Genomic DNA, 18,567 nt, shown 5'->3' on the forward strand with positions numbered 1-18,567 from the left:
CCCATGCCTTTCCGCATCTCCCGCCAGGCCTATGCCGAAACCTATGGACCCACCACCGGCGACAGGGTTCGTCTGGCCGACACCGACCTGATCCTCGAAGTCGAGAGGGACTACACCGTCTACGGCGATGAGGTGAAGTTCGGCGGCGGCAAGGTGATCCGCGACGGCATGGGTCAGTCCCAGACCCCTCGGGCCGAAGGCGCCGTCGACACGGTGATCACCAATGCCCTGATCCTCGACTGGTGGGGCATCGTCAAAGCCGATGTCGGCCTCAAGGACGGCCGCATCGTGGGCATCGGCAAAGCCGGCAACCCCGACACCCAGGAAGGGGTGACGATCGTGGTGGGGCCAGGCACTGAGGCCATCGCCGGGGAAGGTCACATCCTCACGGCCGGTGGCATCGACACCCACATCCACTTCATCTGTCCGCAGCAGATCGAAACGGCCCTGGCCAGCGGGGTGACCACCCTGATGGGGGGCGGCACCGGACCGGCCACCGGCACCAATGCCACCACCTGCACCCCAGGCGCCTTCCATATCGGGAGGATGCTTCAGGCCGCCGAAGGCCTGCCCGTGAATCTGGGCTTTTTCGGCAAAGGCAACGCCAGCACCCCGGAAGCGCTGGAAGAACAGGTTCGCGCCGGCGCCTGCGGCCTGAAGCTGCACGAAGACTGGGGCACCACGCCCGCCACCATCGATGCCTGCCTGTCGGTGGCCGATCGGATGGATGTGCAGGTCTGCATCCACACCGACACCTTGAATGAGGCCGGCTTCGTGGAAGACACGATCGCCGCCATCAGGGGACGCACCATTCACACCTTCCACACCGAAGGTGCCGGCGGCGGCCATGCACCGGACATCATCAAGATCTGCGGCGAGGCCAACGTGCTGCCAAGCAGCACCAACCCAACCCGGCCCTACACCCGCAACACGCTCGAGGAGCACCTCGACATGCTGATGGTGTGCCACCACCTCGATCCGAAGATCCCCGAGGACGTGGCCTTCGCCGAATCACGGATCCGGCGCGAAACGATCGCCGCCGAAGACATCCTTCACGACCTCGGTGCCTTCTCGATCATCGCCAGCGACTCCCAGGCCATGGGCCGCGTGGGCGAGGTGATCACCCGCACCTTCCAGACCGCCCACAAGATGAAGGTGCAGCGCGGTGCTCTGCCGGAGGACTCCGCCCGCAACGACAACCACCGCCTCAAGCGCTACATCGCCAAGGTGACGATCAATCCGGCCCTGGCCCATGGCATCAGCAGCCAGGTGGGTTCCGTTGAAACCGGCAAGTTGGCGGATCTGGTTCTCTGGAAACCAGGCTTCTTCGGCATTCGTCCGGAGCTGGTGCTCAAGGGCGGATCCATTGTCTGGGCTCAGATGGGCGATGCCAATGCCTCGATCCCAACGCCAGGTCCAGTGCACGGAAGGCCGATGTTCGGCGCCTTCGGGAAGGCCCTGGCCTCAAGTTGCCTCACCTTTGTGAGCAAAGCAGCGATGGATGCCGACATCCAACACCAGCTGGGGCTGGAGCGCACCTGCATAGCGGTGCAGGAGACCCGCAACGTCGGGAAGAAAGAGCTGAAGCTCAATTCAGCTCTGCCATCGGTGAGTGTGGACCCGCAGACCTATGAAGTGTTTGCTGATGGGACCCTGCTGACCTGTGAGCCAGCGGAAGAACTCCCAATGGCGCAACGCTATCTGCTGCTGTGACCTCAGGGCACCTCTTTCAGGCCTGGTTCCAGCTGCTCGAGCTGCTCCATGGTCAGGCTGGAACGCATCAGCAGCGGTAAGGGGTCGCTGCCGGCGCTGAAGCCGGCATTGCCAGGCGGCGCCAGAGGTGATGTATCACTACGGCCCAGCAGATGGCGATCAAAGAACAACTTGGCCATTCCCCTGAGTTCAGTCCGGGCCAGTGGCTGATCAGGTCCGGTGACAACAGGCGGCAGCGTGGATGTGGCATCCAGAAACGAGAGATGGGTGCCGTTTTTCTGGACCGCCAGCACCGAACCTGGCTGACGGATGGCTGTGAAAGGGCTGAGCTGCTGAGACACCGGCGGTGCAAACACATCCTTCATGCCAGCGATGATCAGCATCGGAACTCCGACCTGTGACATGGAACCGCTGCTGAAGATGGGATTGGTGACCGGGTTCACTGCGACAGCAGCTTTGACCCGTGGGTCACGAAAACTTGTCTGCTCCACCACCCGATTGGGGGCGGTGCACTGCCAGACAATGGCTGGGTTGAGCACCACCGTGTTCGGATCGTCGAGCTGACGGCATCCCTGCACGAGATGGGGCCAATCGAGCGTCGCCCCAGCCAGGGCCGTCACCGTGTAACCACCGAGAGACTGACCGAGAACGCCGACGCGCTTGGTGTCCACCCGGTTTCCCCAGCGCTCCTGAATTTGATCAATCAGTTCACTGACCGTGATGGGTTGGCGATACCAGGCATTCGCCGGAGGAATAGCCCCTGTTCCCTCGATCGCCGCCGTCTCCGTGTCCGCACTGGTGAAAGGCAGATTGAGAGCAGCCACGGCATAGCCATGGCTGGCGAGCGTGTCCCCGACGTACAGAAGAGCGTTCATATCGGTGTTCAGACCAGGAACAAGAACCACCAGGGGCGCCTTGCTCTCAGCCGTTGCAGTGGTCGGCAGATACAGCGCGGACTTGATGCTCTTGGCGACACGGCCTGCGAACGTGAACGGCAACTGTTGAAAAGCGACGCTGCCGTTCAGGCCTGCCAGCTTGAGATCAGGTCCGCTCGTTGGGGCTCCACCCAGTCCCGACAGTCCGGCGAAGAGCTTGTTCTGAAGGTTGTAATCCTGTTTGAGTGTGCGCAGAAGAGATGCCAACGCGCCGACATTGATCGGGATGTTCGTTGTGGGATACGCCTCCAGCACTGAAACGATGCGAAGGCTCTCAGACGATGAGGCCCCGAGAATCAAGGCGGAGCTCAGTGCATTTTTCGCAACATTCGCCGGCTGATTGATGACCTTCGCAAGTTGCTGGACCGTTCGTCGACCAAGGGCTGTGCCGAGGTAGTTGGACGCCATCACGGCATTGACAGGAGCCGACTGGTTCAACGCGGCACGCAGCGAGGTTCGCTCCGACGGTTTCAACAAGCGCAGAACCTCACGAAGCTTTGGTCCAGGGGGGTCACCAGCCGCAAAACCGGCAAGCTCAGCAATCGGTATCGAACGTTCAAACTCTCCGAACTGAAAGCTGATCTGATCAGCGGACAGGGCCGGAACAGCGAGGGCGGACAGTCCAATCGCCGCAAGGAAGGAACGCATCACAAAAACGGCACTGCTGAGGAGACCCTATAAAAGGCAAGCAGACGTGTCACGGGGCAAAGGAATGAATCCTTGCCCCTGGAGATCCATCAACCGATCAGCTGTTCAGTAGCGATTGAAACCTGAACCTTCCGGTCATCACTTTTTGATGTGACCAAGGATCCGCCAGGTGATGTTCACCCAATACCGGCCGACAAAGGGATATGACGAATACTTCTGCCGGGAGCGACAGGAGCCTCGGGCAGATCTCGAACCACTGCTCTCCACCCTTGGCCAGCTCGGACTCTCGGAACTGAATCGAAACCATGCGTCCGCCAGCCATCTTCTGCGCAGGCTCGGAGCCACCTTTCGCCTGAATGGCAGTGGGAGACAGGGCGGGGAACGAATCCTGCCGTTTGACCCCCTCCCACGCCTGATCCACCGAAACGACTGGTCCACTCTTGAACAGGGTCTGTTTCAACGCCTCGAGGCGATTGATCTGTTTCTGAACGACGTCTACGGAGACCAACACATCCTCAACGACGGCGTCATCCCCCGCGAAGACGTCGAGAGTTCTCAGGGGTGGCGCCCCCAGATGAAAGGCATCCAACTCCCACTCAATCGCTGGTGCCACATCTCAGGGCTTGATCTGATCCGGGATGGTGAAGGCACATGGAGGGTTCTGGAAGACAATCTTCGCTGCCCGTCAGGCGTCGCGTACTTCCTTGAAAACCGGCGGGTGATGAAACGTCTGTTTCCAAGTCTGTTTCGATCGCGAACCGTTCAACCGATCGACGACTACCCCTCACATCTCCTGAGAACGTTGCAGGATCTGGCTCCATGGAGTGATTCACCCAGGGTTGTGTTACTCACTCCAGGGGTCTTCAACAGTGCCTATTTCGAACACAGTTATCTCGCTCAACAGATGGGTATCACCCTCGTCGAAGGCAGAGATTTGATGTGTGAAAACGGTCGTGTCTGGATGCGCAGCACAGGAGGACTCGAGCCAGTGGATGTGATCTACAGAAGGATCGATGACGACTTCCTTGATCCAACCGTCTTCCGACGTGACTCGATGCTCGGCGTGCCAGGAATGATGGACGTCATGCGTCATGGACGACTTGCGATTGCCAATGCTCCAGGAACAGGAGTTGCCGACGACAAATTGATTTATGCCTATCTACCGACAATCATTCGCTACTACCTGGATCAGGAACCAATCATTGAAAACGTCCCAACGTATCTCTGTTCGAGACCAGATGATCAGACTTACGTGCTCGAGCATTTAAAGGATCTTGTGGTCAAATCAGTTGCCGAAGCGGGTGGTTATGGCATGCTGATCGGTCCACACGCGTCAGCAGATGAAATCGAAAGTTTCGTCGCCAAGATCAAAGCGAATCCTCGTAATTTCATCGCTCAACCCACGTTAGAACTATCCACGGTTCCCTCCCTGAGCGACGGTGAACTCTATCCCTGCCACGTTGATCTACGCCCCTATGTTCTGCGTGGAAAAACCAATTGGGTGAGTCCCGGCGGTTTAACACGCGTTGCCCTCAAGCGCGGATCCTTGGTTGTGAATTCCTCCCAGGGTGGTGGCTGCAAAGACACCTGGGTTGTCAGTGACAGCCAGGAGAACACGCTGTGCTGAGTCGCGTTGCAGACTCTTTGTACTGGATTAATCGCTACATCGAGAGAGCAGAAAATATTTCGCGCTTTCTTGAAGTGAGTGAATCAATGGCTCTGGATTGCCCACCGGGAAGCGCCGAACCATGGCTGCCGTTGATCGACGCCAGCGGTGATCGGCGCTTTTTTGATCAACGCTATCCCAATGGTTCACCAAGCGATGTCATGACATTCCTACTCTTGGATCGGGACAATTCAAATAGCATTGTCAGCTGTATCGATAATGCCAGAGAAAATGCAAGACAGATCCGCGATGTAATCACCACAGAGATGTGGGAGCAATTGAATGATCTCTACTGGTGTGTTCAGGATGGTGAAGCGTTATGGCAGGAACCTGATCAGGAACAGTTGCGGACGATTCGACGCGGCTGCCAACTGTTCTTTGGGATCACAGATGTCACGCTGAGTCGAGATCAGGCCTGGCTATTCAGTCGTCTTGGACGCCTGATTGAGCGTGCCGACAAAACATCCAGAATTCTCGACGTGAAATACTTCTTGCTTCTGCCAGCGCCAACGGAAGTTGGCGGTGTACTGGACGAACTGCAGTGGATTTCACTGCTGCGCACTGCAGGTGCTTATCAGATGTACAGGCAGCGTGTTCAGCAATCCATCACACCGGCATCCGTCGCGCGTTTCCTGCTGCTGGATCCGATCTTCCCAAGATCTGTGCGCTTTTGTTTGCAGGAGATCAACGACACATTGCGGCAGATTCAACAACAACCCCCATCAGGGCCTCCGGACGACCTGGAATGCTTACGTGGTCAGCTGCTGGCGAAGTGGAGTTATGTACGCATCGACTCGCTGATCAACAATGGGCTCCATGAAGCGATTGACCAGCTTCAAACCGATCTCAATCAACTCCACCAACTGATTCACGACAGCTATTTCGTTGTCACGGATTTCGGCTCCGCTCCCAGGGATCCCTCATGCGCGCTCAGTTAGATCACCGCCTGACTTACACCTACAACGCCCAGGTGAGCCTTGGTGAACACCGGCTGTGTCTACGTCCAAGAGGTCAAGGACACCAGCGTTTGATTGAGCATCATCTGGCCGTCACACCGCAACCATCCCACAGTCACGACCTGTTGGCAGCGAGCGGTGATGCCATTCAGCGGGTGCGGTTCTTGGGGTCAACCGATGAACTCATGATCCATGCCAGCAGCCTGGTGGAAACCGTCCTAACGACACCCCTGCTGGATTGCTTCAACGGATTGGAGCCTCCACTTCCGTACCCAAGAGGTCACCTGAATTCCGATCTTCAAGGAGCACTGGAAGGCTGGCTTCCGAACGGCCAGCACGACCCATCGGCCGTGGAATTGGCGCAGGACGCCCTGATGGGAAGCAATCAACAGGCCATCCCCTTCCTGCAGCAGCTGATGGAGATGATTCAGGATCGTGTCAAATACACCCAGCGGCACATCGGCCCAGCGTGGCCGGCAGGTCGAACGCTGAGGGAAAGAGTGGGATCCTGCCGTGATCTCGCCATGCTCATGGTCGAATGCAGCAGAACCGTGGGATTGCCAGCTCGTTTCGTCAGCGGTTATCACCTGGCCGATCCAGCACCCGAGAGTTACGACCTGCATGCCTGGGCTGAAATTTATCTGCCCGGAGCTGGGTGGCGGGGATTTGATCCCAGCGCAGGTTGTGAAATCAGCGATCGCTACATCGTGTTGGCGACATCATCAAAACCTGCACTGACAGCAGCTGTCAGTGGCACCTTCAGTGGGCCACCTGGAACGAGGAGTGAGTTGTCATGGACGATCGAAGCCTCGACCGACCATGACAACTCAGCTTCAGCATTCAAAGACGTTGTTCACGCCGCTTGAAGCTCCGGCCAGAGCTGAGGTCGTGGTGCTGATGTGGATGTGACAGCCATCAATGCTGGTATCTCAGCGCTGTTGTAGACACGGAATTCATCCACCAACGAAACACCGGGCTCTCGGACAGCTTGGTTGAGCACCACCGAGCCATCGGGATCAGAGATCGAGCGATGGAAAGTTCCGGGAGGAATCCGAAGAATATCCCCACCGCTATCGAGACGAACAATGTGGAACGGAACGGACCAGGCGAGATTCACGAGATAGAAGGTGCGACCTCCGCTGGCAGCAAGCAGATTGTCTTCCTGGTGGGGATGAAGATAAAACTGCCAGGCGCCGGATTTGGGATCGTCGGGGGGGCTCACGGCGGGCCCTGAGTGCACAACGAGATCTCTGGCGTTGGATGAACCCACCGTCACATCGAAAAACCTGACGGCTGGAGTGTCCCGGAAACGCTTGCAGGGCAAACGTTCAAACATCGCTTTAACCCGTAGAACCAGAACCGAGCCCCTCATAGGGAACAATCCTCAGGACAGTCGTCGTCGTTGCGACGGTTTTCACACGAAACTGATCTGACTGCGTTTGAGAGATGCTCGAGCGATCCGTGTCCATCAGACGACGCTCCTTTTTGCTGGGTAGCGGCCTCACAGCCCTTGGCCTGACTGGCGACAACCTGGGCGCATCGCCTGTCGCAGCGGAGGAAACACTGCGGTCGTGTCGTCCTGATGACCCCCTGGAGGCTCTGAAAAATGGCAACGATCGCTTCGCGGCCGCCTGGCAAAACAAAAACAGAGCCTCCACACCACAGGACAGGGCCCAGGTGATGGCCAGCATGTGGCTTGACCACTGCTTCCTGCCATCAAGCGTGCTGGACACAGGTCAGGCCCCTTGGGCAACGATCCTGACCTGCGCTGATTCACGCGTCTCTCCGGAGTGGGTTTTCGATGCTGCGCCCTCCGATCTGTTCGTGATTCGCAGCGCCGGCAACACGGCGTTTGATGAAGCGGTTGCATCCATCGAATACAGCGTTGAAGTTCTGAAAACCCAGTTGATCATGGTGATGGGGCACAGTTCCTGCGGGGCGGTGGACGCTGCTCGGCGCAGCGAACCACTCAGCCCCCTGCTGGAACGGCTCGTGGGGCCAATCCGAAGCTGTCTCAACGCAGAGGACGACCTGGAAGCTTCGGTGAAGAGCAATGCCTGGAATACAGCACAACAATTGACCGAAAAAAGTGACCTGATCGGCAAAGCAATCACCGAAAACAAACTCCAGATTGTTGTCAGTTACTTCAACATCAGCAATGGCGTCGTCAGCCTGATCTGAGAGAATGGCCTCATTCTCAAGCCTTGGACAAGCGAGCTCAATGAATTGGTTCAAGACAAGACAACGATCCAATAAAACACTCTGGATCCATGCAGGCCCGCACAAAACAGCAAGCACTTATATCATCAAAAATATTAGAAAAAACAGGGCTGCACTTAGGAAGAAAGGCGTTCTTATTTCCAAAGATAACATTGAAGACTCCCATCATCTAATTCACAAAAACTGGGATTTCTTTGATCATAAAATTAAAAGCATACCCAAGAATATTGATCACTACCTGCTGAGCCGCGAAACACTCCATACGCGCATCGTTAGACCCAGCTTTTTTGAGCCGTTAATCGATATTGCCTCACGCCACGGCTTTCGATTGGGCTTGATCTTTGTTCTTCGCGACCAAGCCGATTGGATTAATTCGATGTTCGCCCATCGCATACGTTGCTTTCAAGAAAAAGGATCATTTAATCACTACAGAAAGGCCATTCAAAACCGCAGCTGGTTTCGCGGAGTGAATTACAACGAAAAGTTTGAGGCAATCACAAACCACCCAGAGATCGAAACAGTCTTCATTCCATTAAGCAAAAGAGCCGCTATCAAAGATCCATTTTTAGCCCTGATGGCTGCACTGAATCTTGAGATACCACCTGATCACTGGTCCTTGATTGAAGCCGGCGAATCAAACATTCAACCAGGTAACAAAGCAATCTGGCTATCGGAAATTTGTCGTAACATCATGATCAATCACAATATCGACTTAAAAAATCTCAAGGGAAAAGCCCAAGCGATTCGAAATATCGCGATTGAGCATGAATGGCAACAAGATCGCTACTATGCGTTCACGCCGTTGCAATACCAGAAAACAAGAAACTTTTATGCCAAATCAAATGCAACATTTGCATTACATCATTGGGGTTGCGACTGGCAATCGCTCTTCCCGGAACGTGATTTAACGGCGCAAAGCACTTACAACGGTCCGCGCTCCAAGCAAGAACGTCAGCTCATGCTGACGGTACTGTTGCAAGCGCTCAGAGAAATGAATCTTCCCAACGATTACCGGTCGGTCGTGCGAAAAGCGTTCCGAAAAGAATGTCGTCGTCTCTCATGACCGCTCACCCACCCAGATAAGCCATTTCCTGGCGCCGTTGTTCCTGATTGAAACGTCCTCGTTCCTCGCTGTAGCGATTCTCACGAGCCATCCACAGCTCACGAATCGCATTGGTCAAACCATCCTCATCCACGCCAGGCTGAAGCCAGGGACGCAGGTCCACTCCCTGAGTTGCGAAGAGACAGGGAAAAGCGATGCCATCGGCAGTGACCCTCAGCCGGTTGCAATCACCGCAGAAGGGTTCGCTGATCGACGCAATCGTGGCGACAAGACCTCGTCCGTCACTGAAACGCCAGCGGCTGGCTGTGCTGCCGATGGCACGACCCAACGGCTGCATCGGCCAATGTTCACGCAACACCTCGAGCATCTCCGAGGCCGTGATCACCTGATCCTGATGCCAGTGGTTGCGATGCCCAACATCCATGAATTCGATCAGACGCAACTCGATGCCATGACGGCGAGCCAGACGGGCCAGTGGAATCAACTGATCCTCGTTGTGATGACGTTGGATCACGCTGTTGATCTTGAGTTCACCTTTGCTTGGATCAAAGCCAGCATCCAGGGCAGCATGCAGGCCAGACAGCACCCGTTCGAAAAGATGGGCTGAGGCGCTCGGCATTCCTGCCATTCGAACGAATCCTTCTCGATTGGCTGCGTCGAGACTCAGGGTGATTCGATCAAGACCAGCCTGACGCAGAGCAGCGGCTCTTTCACGGGAAAGCAGAACACCATTGCTGGTGAGCGCGACCTCCTGAAGACCCGCCAGAGGATCGCTTGGATCGGTACGGCCGCGCGTGATCGCTTGAAGCAACGGTTCCAGCTGGGGACTGAGCAGGGGCTCACCGCCCGTTAAGCGCAGAGACTGAAGCCCCAACCTGCTGGCAGCTCGGATCACCGCCATCTGCGCCGGACGATTCAGCCGGTTCGATGGTTCATCCCCTGCAGGACGGCAATACGTGCAGGCGAGATTGCATCGCGCTGTCAGCGAGAGGCGCAACACGCCCAGGGGACGTCCAAGACGGTCCTGACTCCAATTACGAGTGCTCATCAGACAAGGCTGCCAAATCCTCGGGACAGTTGGCATTGAGAAGAGCCTCGGCAGGCAGCGCCACGGGTTGGTGAGGAATGCAATCCAACCAGGCGTGCCAACTCCAATGGTCGCCCTTGAGCTGATTGGTCAGCGTTGACTGGAAAGGGGGACCCGATGGGTAAATCCCGAGCAGCGGCTGTAACCGCTCTCCGTCGTGGGCCACAGCCGCAACCTCAGGCTCTCTTGACCAAGCCTTGATCAGGCCTTGCAGAACTGTCGTGGTCAGACGCGGCATGTCAACGGGCAACACCATCAACGGTTGATCCGAGGTCGGGGACAGAACCTGAGCGAAGGCCTGCAAGGGGCCGTTCCAGGGAACAGGTTCCTGCAGGAATGACACCCCGTCACGACCACGGACCAGAGCGGCATGAATCTCATGACCACTGACGACGACAACGGGCAGAGCAAGGGCACACAGCTGATCCAGAAGAGCCGTCAACCAGACCCCACCGCGTGGATGGGGAATCAGAGCCTTATCCGTCCCCATGCGTCGGCTCATGCCACCGCAGAGAAGACAGGTCGACAGACGACCATGACCCATGTCATTTGATGCCAGCTGGGGACGAACAACCACAACAGAAAGGGTGCTGGTAACGGGCACTGATGAAAAGGATCACCGAATCAAATGTTTGCGCTGAACAGTGCCGGAGATGTTTGGTAACAATGGCAACGGTTCTTAAGGCGTCGCAGTTGTTAACTACCCCATGTTGGGCGGACATTTCTTCAGGACCGTCTTGTCAAACCACGGGTGCTGCACTTTTGAAGCCCGGGGCTCAACTCTCTTCTATTCATGCTTGGCGACCTCTGGTCATTCCAGGGGAGATATAGAACTCTTCATCTCACCTGGTTCGCCTTTTTTCTGACGTTCGTCGTCTGGTTCAATCTCGCCCCACTGGCAACGACTGTTCGAGCAGATCTCAACCTGGAAATTGGTCAGATCCGCACTGTGGCCATCTGCAATGTGGCCCTGACCATCCCAGCTCGCGTGTTGATCGGCATGCTGCTGGACAAATTCGGTCCGCGAATCACATACTCCACCTTGTTGGTGTTCTCAGTGATTCCATGCCTGCTGTTTGCATCAGCCCAGGATTTCAACCAGCTCGTCGTCGCACGATTGCTGTTGTCCATCGTTGGCGCAGGCTTTGTGATCGGCATCCGCATGGTGGCTGAGTGGTTCCCTCCAAAGGAAATTGGATTGGCCGAAGGGATCTACGGAGGCTGGGGAAACTTCGGATCTGCCTTTTCAGCCTTGACCATGGTGGCTATAGCGGGCTTCCTGTCGTTTTCCGGAGGGTTCACGCTGCCATCGGGCGAAATTCTGAACTGGCGTGGTGCCATCGCACTCACCGGAATTATTTCGGCCGCCTATGGAGTCTTCTACTTCTTCAGTGTCACGGACACACCCCCTGGCAAGAGTTATCAGCGTCCACAACGAACGGCCGGCTTGGAAGTCACCTCAATTCGTGATTTCTGGGGCCTGATTGGAATGAATGTGCCTTTCGCGGCCATTCTCTGTGTGCTGTGCTGGCGTTTGAAAAAGGTCGGTTTTCTGACCGAATCCACGTATCCCCTGGCACTTGCAGCCGTGGGTGTGTGGTTCGCTTTTCAAACCTGGGGGATCATCCGCACCAACCGCGAATTGCTCAGCGGATCCAAGGTTTACCCAAAGGAAGACCGCTACGAATTTCGACAGGTAGCCATTCTTGAGCTCACCTACATCGTGAACTTCGGTTCAGAACTCGCAGTGGTCTCGATGTTGCCGACCTTCTTCGAAACCACCTTCGATCTCCCCAAGGCGACGGCGGGAATTCTCGCGTCGTGCTTCGCATTCGTGAATCTGGTGGCACGCCCTGCAGGCGGTCTGATCTCAGACCAACTCGGAAGCCGTAAAAACACCATGGGCTTTCTCACCGCCGGCCTGGGCGTCGGCTACCTGGTGATGAGCATGATCAAACCGGGGACCTTCTCAGGGACGAGCGGCATCGTTGTTGCCGTGCTGATCACCATGCTGGCATCCTTCTTCGTGCAGTCCGGTGAAGGTGCCACCTTCGCTCTGGTCCCGCTCGTGAAGCGCAGGGTCACCGGTCAGGTTGCCGGTCTAGTCGGTGCCTATGGCAACGTCGGTGCCGTGACCTACCTGACCATTTTCAGCCTGTTGCCGATGTGGATGGGCGGTGGCAAAGATCCCTCACCAGAGGTCATAGCCAGTTCCAACAGTGCCTTCTTCCAGGTGCTCGGAATCGCTGGGTTGATCGTTGCCTTCTTCTGCTTCTTCTTCCTCAAGGAGCCGAAGGGCTCATTTGATGAACTGCATGAAGGCGAAGTTGCGACTCCAGCCATCGCGACCAACTGAAGCTTCTGGCTTTTCTGAACGTGTTGAACCCGGGGCCTGAGCTCCGGGTTCATCGTCTGATTCCCTTCCATGACGAACGAACGCCGCAGTGTTCGCAGTCAATGCCCTTACTGCGGCGTGGGCTGCGGACTTGAAATGTTGTCACCTGCCCAGGCAGGTCAAGCTGTTCGGCGGGATGCAGAAGGCAACCCCATGTGGACGGCTCGAGGTGACCGGCAGCATCCATCCAGCCTCGGGCAGGTGTGCATCAAGGGAGCCACCGTGGGGGAAACCCTGGCCCTCGGTCGCCTGAGGAGCCCTCTTTATCGAGAGGATCGAACACAGAACTTTGCACCGATCAGTTGGGACGCCGCGATCCAACTGATCACGCAACGCATTCAGACCTCTCTGCGTACAAAGGGACCGAATTCAATTGCGATGTATGGATCAGGACAATTCCATACGGAGGATTACTACGTCGCCCAGAAACTGCTGAAAGGGGCGATCGGTACAAACAATTTCGACGCGAATTCACGCCTTTGCATGAGTTCTGCTGTTGCGGGGTACAGCCGCAGCCTCGGCTCGGACGGTCCCCCATGCAGTTACGACGACCTCGACCACTGCTCGGTGGCGTTCTTGATCGGCACGAACACAGCCGAATGCCACCCCGTGCTGTTCCAGAGACTGCTGAAACGCCGCAAACGCAACGCGGGCAGCGTCAAGATTGTGGTGGTGGATCCTCGCTGCACCGATACGGCCAAAGCGGCAGACATCCACTTAGCCATTGCTCCTGGAAGCGACCTGGCCCTGCTCCATGGTCTTGCCCACCTGGTGCTGCTGAACGGCGGGCAAGATCAGGCCTTCATCTGGGATCACACCGACAACTTTGACGACTTCTCCAATGTCGTTTCCCGCTGGACACCCTCTCTGACTGCACAGTTCTGCGGCATTCCGGAACGCGATCTGCGTGAGGTGGCTGATCTCTTCCACCGACAGGAGAGCGTGTTGAGTCTCTGGTCCATGGGTGTCAACCAGCGTCGTGAAGGGACAGCCGTCGTCGGAGGCCTGATCAATCTTCATCTGCTCACCGGTCAGATCGGCCGCCAAGGGAGCGGGCCCTTCTCACTGACCGGCCAACCCAATGCCATGGGTGGGCGAGAGGCCGGTGGTCTCTCGCACCTGTTGCCTGGATATCGAGTGGTCAACGATGACGACCACCGTGCCGATGTTGAGAAGGCCTGGGGGTTCCAAACGGGGAGCATCGCTCCAGCCCCGGGGATGGCGGTTTGGGACCAGGTGGAGGCGATGGAACGTGGAGAGCTCGATCTCTGGTGGGTCGTGGCCACCAACCCGCTGGTGAGCCTGCCGGATCTCGACCGGGTCAAGGCAGCGATTCAGCGCTGCCCCATGGTTGTGGTCAGCGAGGCTTATCAGGCATCGGAAACAGCTTATTACGCCCATCTGCTGCTGCCGGCAGCGCAATGGAGCGAAAAATCAGGCGCCATGACCAATTCAGAGCGACGTGTGACGTACTGCCCGGCCTTTCGTCGTCGCTATGGGGAAAGCCGTCCGGACTGGGATGTGTTCGCCGAAGTCGGGCGACGTCTCGGATTTGAACACCAATTCAGCTACGACTCATCTGCCGAGGTGTATGAGGAATTCACCCAACTCACCAAAGGAAGGTTGTGTGATGTCTCCGGCCTCAGCCATCAACTCCTGGCCGAAGACGGTCCCCAGCAATGGCCCTATCCGGCGGGAAGCACATCAACAACCGCTGCCAAACGGCTGTACGAAGATCACCACTTCGCCACCCCGAACGGCCGCGCCCGATTCAGGGCCGATCGACCGCTGGGGCTGGCAGAGCCACCCTGCGAGACCTACCCGTTGGTTCTGACAGTGGGGCGCTACCTGGGGCAGTGGCACACGATGACCCGCACGGCGAAAGTTGAGCGGCTCAATGCCATGCACCCCGAGCCTCGCCTGGAAATCCACCCCGACGATGCGGCCGCACTGAGCATTGAAGATGGCTGTCTTGCAGTGATCAGCTCACGGCGGGGTCACCTCACCGCCCGCGCCAAGGTCACGGAGTCCATTCGCAGGGGGTCGGTGTTCCTGCCGATGCACTGGGGGTTCAACCAGATTCAGGCTTGTGAGGCCAACACCTTGATGCACGAACAAGCCTGTCCGATCTCGAAACAACCCGAACTGAAAGCCTGTGCCGTGATCGTGGCTCCGGCCGTGTCGGTCGTGAAACCGATCGAACAGAACGACGGCATGGTGAAGGCGCTGAAACGCCTGTTCAAGTAAGAACCTCGCTGAAGGCCGCATCAAGGTTGTGGTGGTCGTGACCAGGCCGGGCCAGCTTGCACAGGGCGAAACGCTCCAATTCCTGAAGGGCGCACCAGCCATGCAGGCTGAGCTCCACCCCTCGGGCTTCCGAGGCCTGGACCAAGCGATCCGGAACAGACAGTGTTTGCTGCCAGGGCTCTTCCTGCGCAGGAGGGAGATCCTGAGCCATGCCATCGGCCATCTCACAGGTGCGATCTTTCAGGTGAGATCGCAAACGCTCAAGAGAGCTCGGATCGTCCGCCCAGTCGACAATCTCCTGACGTTCGTGGGAGGAACATTCCAGCCAATGACTGAGTTTCAACTTGAGACCGATCAGATCCAATTTCCGGCGAACGCAGAGCGGAATACAGCGCCAGTTGCCGATGAAATCCTTTTCAAATTCAAAGCAATGACTGGCCTGCTTCGAAATGGCCATGACGCAGGGCTTCGAATGGTGTCAATTATGACAACAGTGAAACAGTTGAGACGCGACAGTTCATTCACATAAGAGATCTGTCCATGCGCTTCGCGATGTCCCTCGGAATGCTGTTGGGCATGGCGCATGGCTGGATCAGTTCAGAACAGACACCGATCGCGACGCAGCACGGAGTGGAGCTGACCAACACTGTTAAATCTGATACAGATTTCTTGCCGGTACGTTCCCAAGCGTTTGGTTACTTTCCATACTGAAATTCAGTTTCAGTGTGTTTTCGATGACAAACAGCCTCTCCCGCGTTGTTGACCGCAGTCCCATCACCATCGCTGCTGGCTTCATCGGAGCCTTCATCGTTGGGTCCCTGGCGGTCCAGCTTGTGCGCACTCAAACGGCATTGCTGCCAGCGGCTCCGGCGTCCAGCAATGCATCGGAGACGGTCGAACCGGTGATCGCAGGCCCTGCAGCCCTGTGGTCCACGCTCGGCGAACGGGATATCACACTGTCACCAACACAGAACACCGGAACAAGATCTTCAGCAGCAACCGCTCCCGCAACAGCACTGGTGGTGGGATCCGAGGCCACGCTCTGGTCCAGCCTTGGCGAGCGCTGAAGCGGTCTCCACCTCAGGATGATTGATGGGCGACGACATTAGTCATCTCAATCCAAGCGGTGAGGTCCACATGGTGGATGTGGGTGACCGACCGGTCACCCATCGAGAAGCTGTTGCAGAAGGTGCCATCCGCATGGCTGCCTCCACACTGGACTTGATCCGCAGAGCGGAAACGCCCAAAGGCGATGTGCTGGCTGTGGCGCGAGTCGCTGCAATCCAGGGCGCAAAACGAACGTCAGATCTGATCCCTCTCTGTCACCCACTGCCACTGGATGGCATGGAGGTGACGATTACTCCCAGCGACTCCCTGCCGGGACTTGTCATCAGCTGCCGCTGCCGCACCAGCGGCAAAACGGGTGTCGAGATGGAAGCAATGACCTCGGTTTCGATCGGACTGCTGACGCTCTACGACATGCTCAAGTCGGTCGATCCCGCCATGACCCTTGGCGAGATTCGCTTGTTGCGCAAGGAGGGCGGACGCCATGGCACCTGGATCCGCTGAACCCTACGGACGAGAGGGTCTGCCGCTGGAGACGGCATGCCGGAAGGTGCTTCTCAGTCTTGATGGGATGACAGCGCCGGCAACGGAACCATGTCGACTCGACCAGGCGCTGGGTCGAGTCTGTGGAAAGGATGTCCACGCCACGGAGGCGGTCCCGGGGTTTCGGGCTTCGATCATGGATGGCTACGCCCTCGGTCAAAACTCGCAGCCTCACGTCGAGGATCAATGGACACTCAAGGGGCGCTCAGCACCTGGCGCACCCTTTGAGGGCACTCTCCAGCACGGTGAAGCCGTCCGCATCCTCACGGGAGCGCCGTTACCGGAAGGCGCCGGCTGGGTCCTGCCCCAGGAGATGGTGCAAACAGTCGATCACACTCAAACGCTTCGCTTGATCAAGCCGGCCTCTGATCAGGCATGGATCCGTGCCGAGGATGAGGAATGTCGACCTGGAGACCAACTGATTGCAGCCGGCACGCGCCTCTCCTCCGCAGCTCTTGGTCGCTTGTCGGGATGCGGCGTCGCCCATCTTGCTGTCTATCGATCGCCTCGGATCGGACTCCTGATCACAGGTGATGAACTGGTGCCGAGCCATGCGCAACGACCACCGGGAGCCATCTGGGAAAGCAACGGGACCCTGTTGGAAGCCGTGCTCAGCAAACTTGACCAGACCATTCACGACCGTCGGGTGATCGCCGATGAGCCATCTCGGCTCAAGGACGCCTTGCAAGACATGGCGGATCGCTGCGACGTGGTGGTGAGCACAGGGGGCGTCTCCGCGGGAGACAGCGACTGGATCCGAACGGTGGTCGATGACATCGGCGACATCAGCTTCTGGAAGCTGTTTCTGAAGCCAGGCCGGCCCTTTGCCTTCGGACAACTGAAGGGGAATGTGCCCTTCTTCGGGCTCCCCGGGAATCCGGTTGCCGCTGCCGTCACGGCACTGCAGCTTCTCTGGCCCGCACTGCAACGACTCGAAGGGCAGGCGGAACCGGAGCGATTCCCAAGAGTCAAAGTGCGTCTGGCACATCCTTTGCAGCGCCGAGCGGGTCGGCCTGAACTGGCGCGAGGGAGGCTGCTCTGCAATGCCGATGGAGATCTGCTGGCTGAGATCAAGGGCTCCCAGGCATCCTCACGAATCGGGTCGCTGGACAACGCCGATCTGCTGCTGGAACTCCCTGCAGAGGCGTCATCACTCGAAGCAGGCCATGAGCTTTGGGCTCAACTCATCCGCAGAGCTGTTTTCTGAGCGCTGAGGTCAAGTCGGATCCGGATGAAACATTCGGCGCTCCCATGCGGAGAGTTCACCGGATGCATCAAACAGGATGCTCACCTGCTGGAACAGCTGAGGACCAAGCAAGCCGCCCACCTCCAAACGGAACGCAGTCTCTGGCAGCTGCTCTGGCACTGAAAACACCAAGCCATCAGGCATGGCCACTGAACAAGGGTGAATCAGGAGTTGCTTCGGATCAAACCTCAGCTCCTGCTGTGTGGTGGGTTGCAGCTCAACACCAACCGCTGGCATCAGCCGTTGAACCCTGCCATGCCAACCCCGCAAAGGTTCCAACATCGCCTCAGCTGTCCCGCCTGTGGGACGCTCAGGCTCCTGGACCGCTGCAGTCTGACAACGGAAACCCACGGCCCCTGCCACCTGCAACACCCACTGATCGGCCGACCGCGTCCAGATCAGCACCAGCATGCTGCGGGATCGCCCGTGAAAAAGATTGATCTCGTGGCCGAAACGCGGTTGATCCGGATCCAGAAGGCGACTGGACTGTCCGCCGGCGCCCTCGAATTGCCAGCAACTCCCACCGCCGTTGTAGGTCGACCTACTGATCGGATACTGGGCTGTTCCTCTGGGAGCAAAAAACAGTCCGGATCCATCCCATAAGCCTGTGTCCGGATCACTGAAACTGATCAGATAGCGGGTTGGATCAATCACGCGAGTGGGAACGGTCCAATCAATCGGCTGCTCGCCCAGTCGTTCAAACCATCGTCCAACGCCCTGCCAGCACCCCTCGAAATTGCGACGATTGAGAATCCACTGATCAGTCATGACTGTCACCTCCGC

18 protein-coding genes are annotated in these 18,567 nt (G+C 57.5%); 12 read left to right on the plus strand and 6 right to left on the minus strand.

Going from position 1 to position 18,567, the window contains the following annotated elements; genetic code table 11:
- Nucleotides 1-3: 3 nt before the first annotated feature.
- The gene (gene ureC / locus KR100_RS00495; protein ID WP_038542320.1) at nucleotides 4-1,713 is read left to right on the plus strand and encodes an urease subunit alpha; all 1,710 of its coding nucleotides are present in this window, start codon (nucleotides 4-6) and stop codon (nucleotides 1,711-1,713) included.
- A gap of 2 nt (nucleotides 1,714-1,715) precedes the next feature.
- On the opposite strand, the gene KR100_RS00500 is transcribed toward ureC, so the two are convergent.
- A complete protein-coding gene (locus tag KR100_RS00500; RefSeq protein WP_081858823.1) occupies nucleotides 1,716-3,296 on the minus strand; it encodes an alpha/beta hydrolase in 1,581 nt (526 codons plus the stop codon).
- A gap of 172 nt (nucleotides 3,297-3,468) precedes the next feature.
- Between KR100_RS00500 and KR100_RS00505 the strand changes: the two genes are divergently transcribed.
- From KR100_RS00505 to KR100_RS00515, 3 genes are read left to right on the plus strand one after another with little or no spacing between them, the layout of a single operon-like run.
- Nucleotides 3,469-4,923: a circularly permuted type 2 ATP-grasp protein gene (locus KR100_RS00505; protein WP_038542324.1), complete on the plus strand. Its 1,455-nt coding sequence runs from the start codon at nucleotides 3,469-3,471 to the stop codon at nucleotides 4,921-4,923.
- Nucleotides 4,917-5,900: an alpha-E domain-containing protein gene (locus KR100_RS00510; RefSeq protein WP_038542326.1), complete on the plus strand. Its 984-nt coding sequence runs from the start codon at nucleotides 4,917-4,919 to the stop codon at nucleotides 5,898-5,900. Before KR100_RS00505 ends, KR100_RS00510 begins: the two co-directional genes overlap by 7 nt.
- A complete protein-coding gene (locus KR100_RS00515) occupies nucleotides 5,885-6,784 on the plus strand; it encodes a transglutaminase family protein (protein ID WP_038542328.1) in 900 nt (299 codons plus the stop codon). The genes KR100_RS00510 and KR100_RS00515 overlap by 16 nt, the downstream gene beginning before the upstream one ends.
- Here KR100_RS00515 and KR100_RS00520 read toward each other — a convergent pair.
- Nucleotides 6,772-7,254 (minus strand): hypothetical protein, encoded by a 483-nt coding sequence (locus KR100_RS00520; protein ID WP_038542330.1) that lies wholly within the window; start codon nucleotides 7,252-7,254, stop codon nucleotides 6,772-6,774. The genes KR100_RS00515 and KR100_RS00520 overlap by 13 nt on opposite strands.
- 110 nt (nucleotides 7,255-7,364) lie before the next feature.
- Between KR100_RS00520 and KR100_RS00525 the strand changes: the two genes are divergently transcribed.
- Nucleotides 7,365-8,099, plus strand: coding sequence for a carbonic anhydrase (locus tag KR100_RS00525; protein ID WP_081858824.1), 735 nt, complete (start codon nucleotides 7,365-7,367; stop codon nucleotides 8,097-8,099).
- A 4-nt stretch (nucleotides 8,100-8,103) separates the two neighbouring features.
- Nucleotides 8,104-9,201, plus strand: coding sequence for a hypothetical protein (locus tag KR100_RS00530; RefSeq protein ID WP_038542332.1), 1,098 nt, complete (start codon nucleotides 8,104-8,106; stop codon nucleotides 9,199-9,201).
- 4 nt (nucleotides 9,202-9,205) lie between these two features.
- Here the strand turns inward: KR100_RS00530 and KR100_RS00535 are convergent, their stop codons facing one another.
- The gene (locus KR100_RS00535; protein ID WP_038542334.1) at nucleotides 9,206-10,249 is read right to left on the minus strand and encodes a GTP 3',8-cyclase MoaA; all 1,044 of its coding nucleotides are present in this window, start codon (nucleotides 10,247-10,249) and stop codon (nucleotides 9,206-9,208) included.
- Nucleotides 10,236-10,892: a molybdenum cofactor guanylyltransferase gene (locus tag KR100_RS00540; RefSeq protein WP_255347487.1), complete on the minus strand. Its 657-nt coding sequence runs from the start codon at nucleotides 10,890-10,892 to the stop codon at nucleotides 10,236-10,238. The genes KR100_RS00535 and KR100_RS00540 overlap by 14 nt, the downstream gene beginning before the upstream one ends.
- A gap of 189 nt (nucleotides 10,893-11,081) precedes the next feature.
- On the opposite strand from KR100_RS00540, the gene KR100_RS00545 reads away from it, so the two are divergent.
- Nucleotides 11,082-12,644: an MFS transporter gene (locus KR100_RS00545; RefSeq protein WP_038542336.1), complete on the plus strand. Its 1,563-nt coding sequence runs from the start codon at nucleotides 11,082-11,084 to the stop codon at nucleotides 12,642-12,644.
- A 69-nt stretch (nucleotides 12,645-12,713) separates the two neighbouring features.
- On the plus strand, nucleotides 12,714-14,930 hold the full coding sequence (locus tag KR100_RS00550) for a molybdopterin oxidoreductase family protein (protein ID WP_038542337.1): 2,217 nt from the start codon (nucleotides 12,714-12,716) through the stop codon (nucleotides 14,928-14,930).
- On the opposite strand, the gene KR100_RS00555 is transcribed toward KR100_RS00550, so the two are convergent.
- On the minus strand, nucleotides 14,923-15,387 hold the full coding sequence (locus tag KR100_RS00555) for a nitrate reductase associated protein (protein WP_038542339.1): 465 nt from the start codon (nucleotides 15,385-15,387) through the stop codon (nucleotides 14,923-14,925). The two genes, KR100_RS00550 and KR100_RS00555, sit on opposite strands and share 8 nt — an antisense overlap.
- An 83-nt stretch (nucleotides 15,388-15,470) precedes the next feature.
- Here KR100_RS00555 and KR100_RS16440 point away from each other — a divergent pair, with 83 nt between their 5' ends.
- From KR100_RS16440 to glp, 4 genes are read left to right on the plus strand one after another with little or no spacing between them, the layout of a single operon-like run.
- Nucleotides 15,471-15,641 (plus strand): hypothetical protein, encoded by a 171-nt coding sequence (locus KR100_RS16440; protein ID WP_204207738.1) that lies wholly within the window; start codon nucleotides 15,471-15,473, stop codon nucleotides 15,639-15,641.
- 23 nt (nucleotides 15,642-15,664) lie between these two features.
- Nucleotides 15,665-15,997, plus strand: a complete 333-nt coding sequence (locus KR100_RS00560; RefSeq protein WP_038542341.1) for a hypothetical protein — start codon at nucleotides 15,665-15,667, stop codon at nucleotides 15,995-15,997.
- Between the two features lie 25 nt (nucleotides 15,998-16,022).
- Complete coding sequence (gene moaC, locus KR100_RS00565) at nucleotides 16,023-16,499, plus strand: cyclic pyranopterin monophosphate synthase MoaC (RefSeq protein ID WP_038542343.1); 477 nt, start codon at nucleotides 16,023-16,025, stop codon at nucleotides 16,497-16,499.
- Nucleotides 16,480-17,745, plus strand: coding sequence for a gephyrin-like molybdotransferase Glp (glp, locus tag KR100_RS00570; protein WP_038542345.1), 1,266 nt, complete (start codon nucleotides 16,480-16,482; stop codon nucleotides 17,743-17,745). The genes moaC and glp overlap by 20 nt, the downstream gene beginning before the upstream one ends.
- Nucleotides 17,746-17,754: 9 nt before the next feature.
- Here glp and KR100_RS00575 read toward each other — a convergent pair whose 3' ends face one another.
- Complete coding sequence (locus KR100_RS00575) at nucleotides 17,755-18,552, minus strand: DUF3598 family protein (RefSeq protein ID WP_038542347.1); 798 nt, start codon at nucleotides 18,550-18,552, stop codon at nucleotides 17,755-17,757.
- Nucleotides 18,553-18,567 lie beyond the last annotated feature (15 nt).

It is taken from the genome of Synechococcus sp. KORDI-100 (assembly GCF_000737535.1).
In the GTDB taxonomy this organism is placed as follows: domain Bacteria; phylum Cyanobacteriota; class Cyanobacteriia; order PCC-6307; family Cyanobiaceae; genus Parasynechococcus.

What these genes read in the sequence shown, in the direction of transcription:
- KR100_RS00515 (WP_038542328.1), top strand. Translation starts at nt 5,885, where the DNA reads ATGCGCGCTCAGTTAGATCACCGCCTGACTTACACCTACAACGCCCAG.
- KR100_RS00525 (WP_081858824.1), top strand. Translation starts at nt 7,365, where the DNA reads ATGCTCGAGCGATCCGTGTCCATCAGACGACGCTCCTTTTTGCTGGGT.
- KR100_RS00545 (WP_038542336.1), top strand. Translation starts at nt 11,082, where the DNA reads ATGCTTGGCGACCTCTGGTCATTCCAGGGGAGATATAGAACTCTTCAT.
- ureC (WP_038542320.1), top strand. Translation starts at nt 4, where the DNA reads ATGCCTTTCCGCATCTCCCGCCAGGCCTATGCCGAAACCTATGGACCC.
- KR100_RS00520 (WP_038542330.1), bottom strand. Translation starts at nt 7,254, where the DNA reads ATGTTTGAACGTTTGCCCTGCAAGCGTTTCCGGGACACTCCAGCCGTC.
- moaC (WP_038542343.1), top strand. Translation starts at nt 16,023, where the DNA reads ATGGGCGACGACATTAGTCATCTCAATCCAAGCGGTGAGGTCCACATG.
- glp (WP_038542345.1), top strand. Translation starts at nt 16,480, where the DNA reads ATGGCACCTGGATCCGCTGAACCCTACGGACGAGAGGGTCTGCCGCTG.
- KR100_RS00500 (WP_081858823.1), bottom strand. Translation starts at nt 3,296, where the DNA reads ATGCGTTCCTTCCTTGCGGCGATTGGACTGTCCGCCCTCGCTGTTCCG.
- KR100_RS00505 (WP_038542324.1), top strand. Translation starts at nt 3,469, where the DNA reads ATGTTCACCCAATACCGGCCGACAAAGGGATATGACGAATACTTCTGC.
- KR100_RS00560 (WP_038542341.1), top strand. Translation starts at nt 15,665, where the DNA reads ATGACAAACAGCCTCTCCCGCGTTGTTGACCGCAGTCCCATCACCATC.
- KR100_RS00550 (WP_038542337.1), top strand. Translation starts at nt 12,714, where the DNA reads ATGACGAACGAACGCCGCAGTGTTCGCAGTCAATGCCCTTACTGCGGC.
- KR100_RS00555 (WP_038542339.1), bottom strand. Translation starts at nt 15,387, where the DNA reads ATGGCCATTTCGAAGCAGGCCAGTCATTGCTTTGAATTTGAAAAGGAT.
- KR100_RS16440 (WP_204207738.1), top strand. Translation starts at nt 15,471, where the DNA reads ATGCGCTTCGCGATGTCCCTCGGAATGCTGTTGGGCATGGCGCATGGC.
- KR100_RS00530 (WP_038542332.1), top strand. Translation starts at nt 8,104, where the DNA reads ATGGCCTCATTCTCAAGCCTTGGACAAGCGAGCTCAATGAATTGGTTC.
- KR100_RS00575 (WP_038542347.1), bottom strand. Translation starts at nt 18,552, where the DNA reads ATGACTGATCAGTGGATTCTCAATCGTCGCAATTTCGAGGGGTGCTGG.
- KR100_RS00535 (WP_038542334.1), bottom strand. Translation starts at nt 10,249, where the DNA reads ATGAGCACTCGTAATTGGAGTCAGGACCGTCTTGGACGTCCCCTGGGC.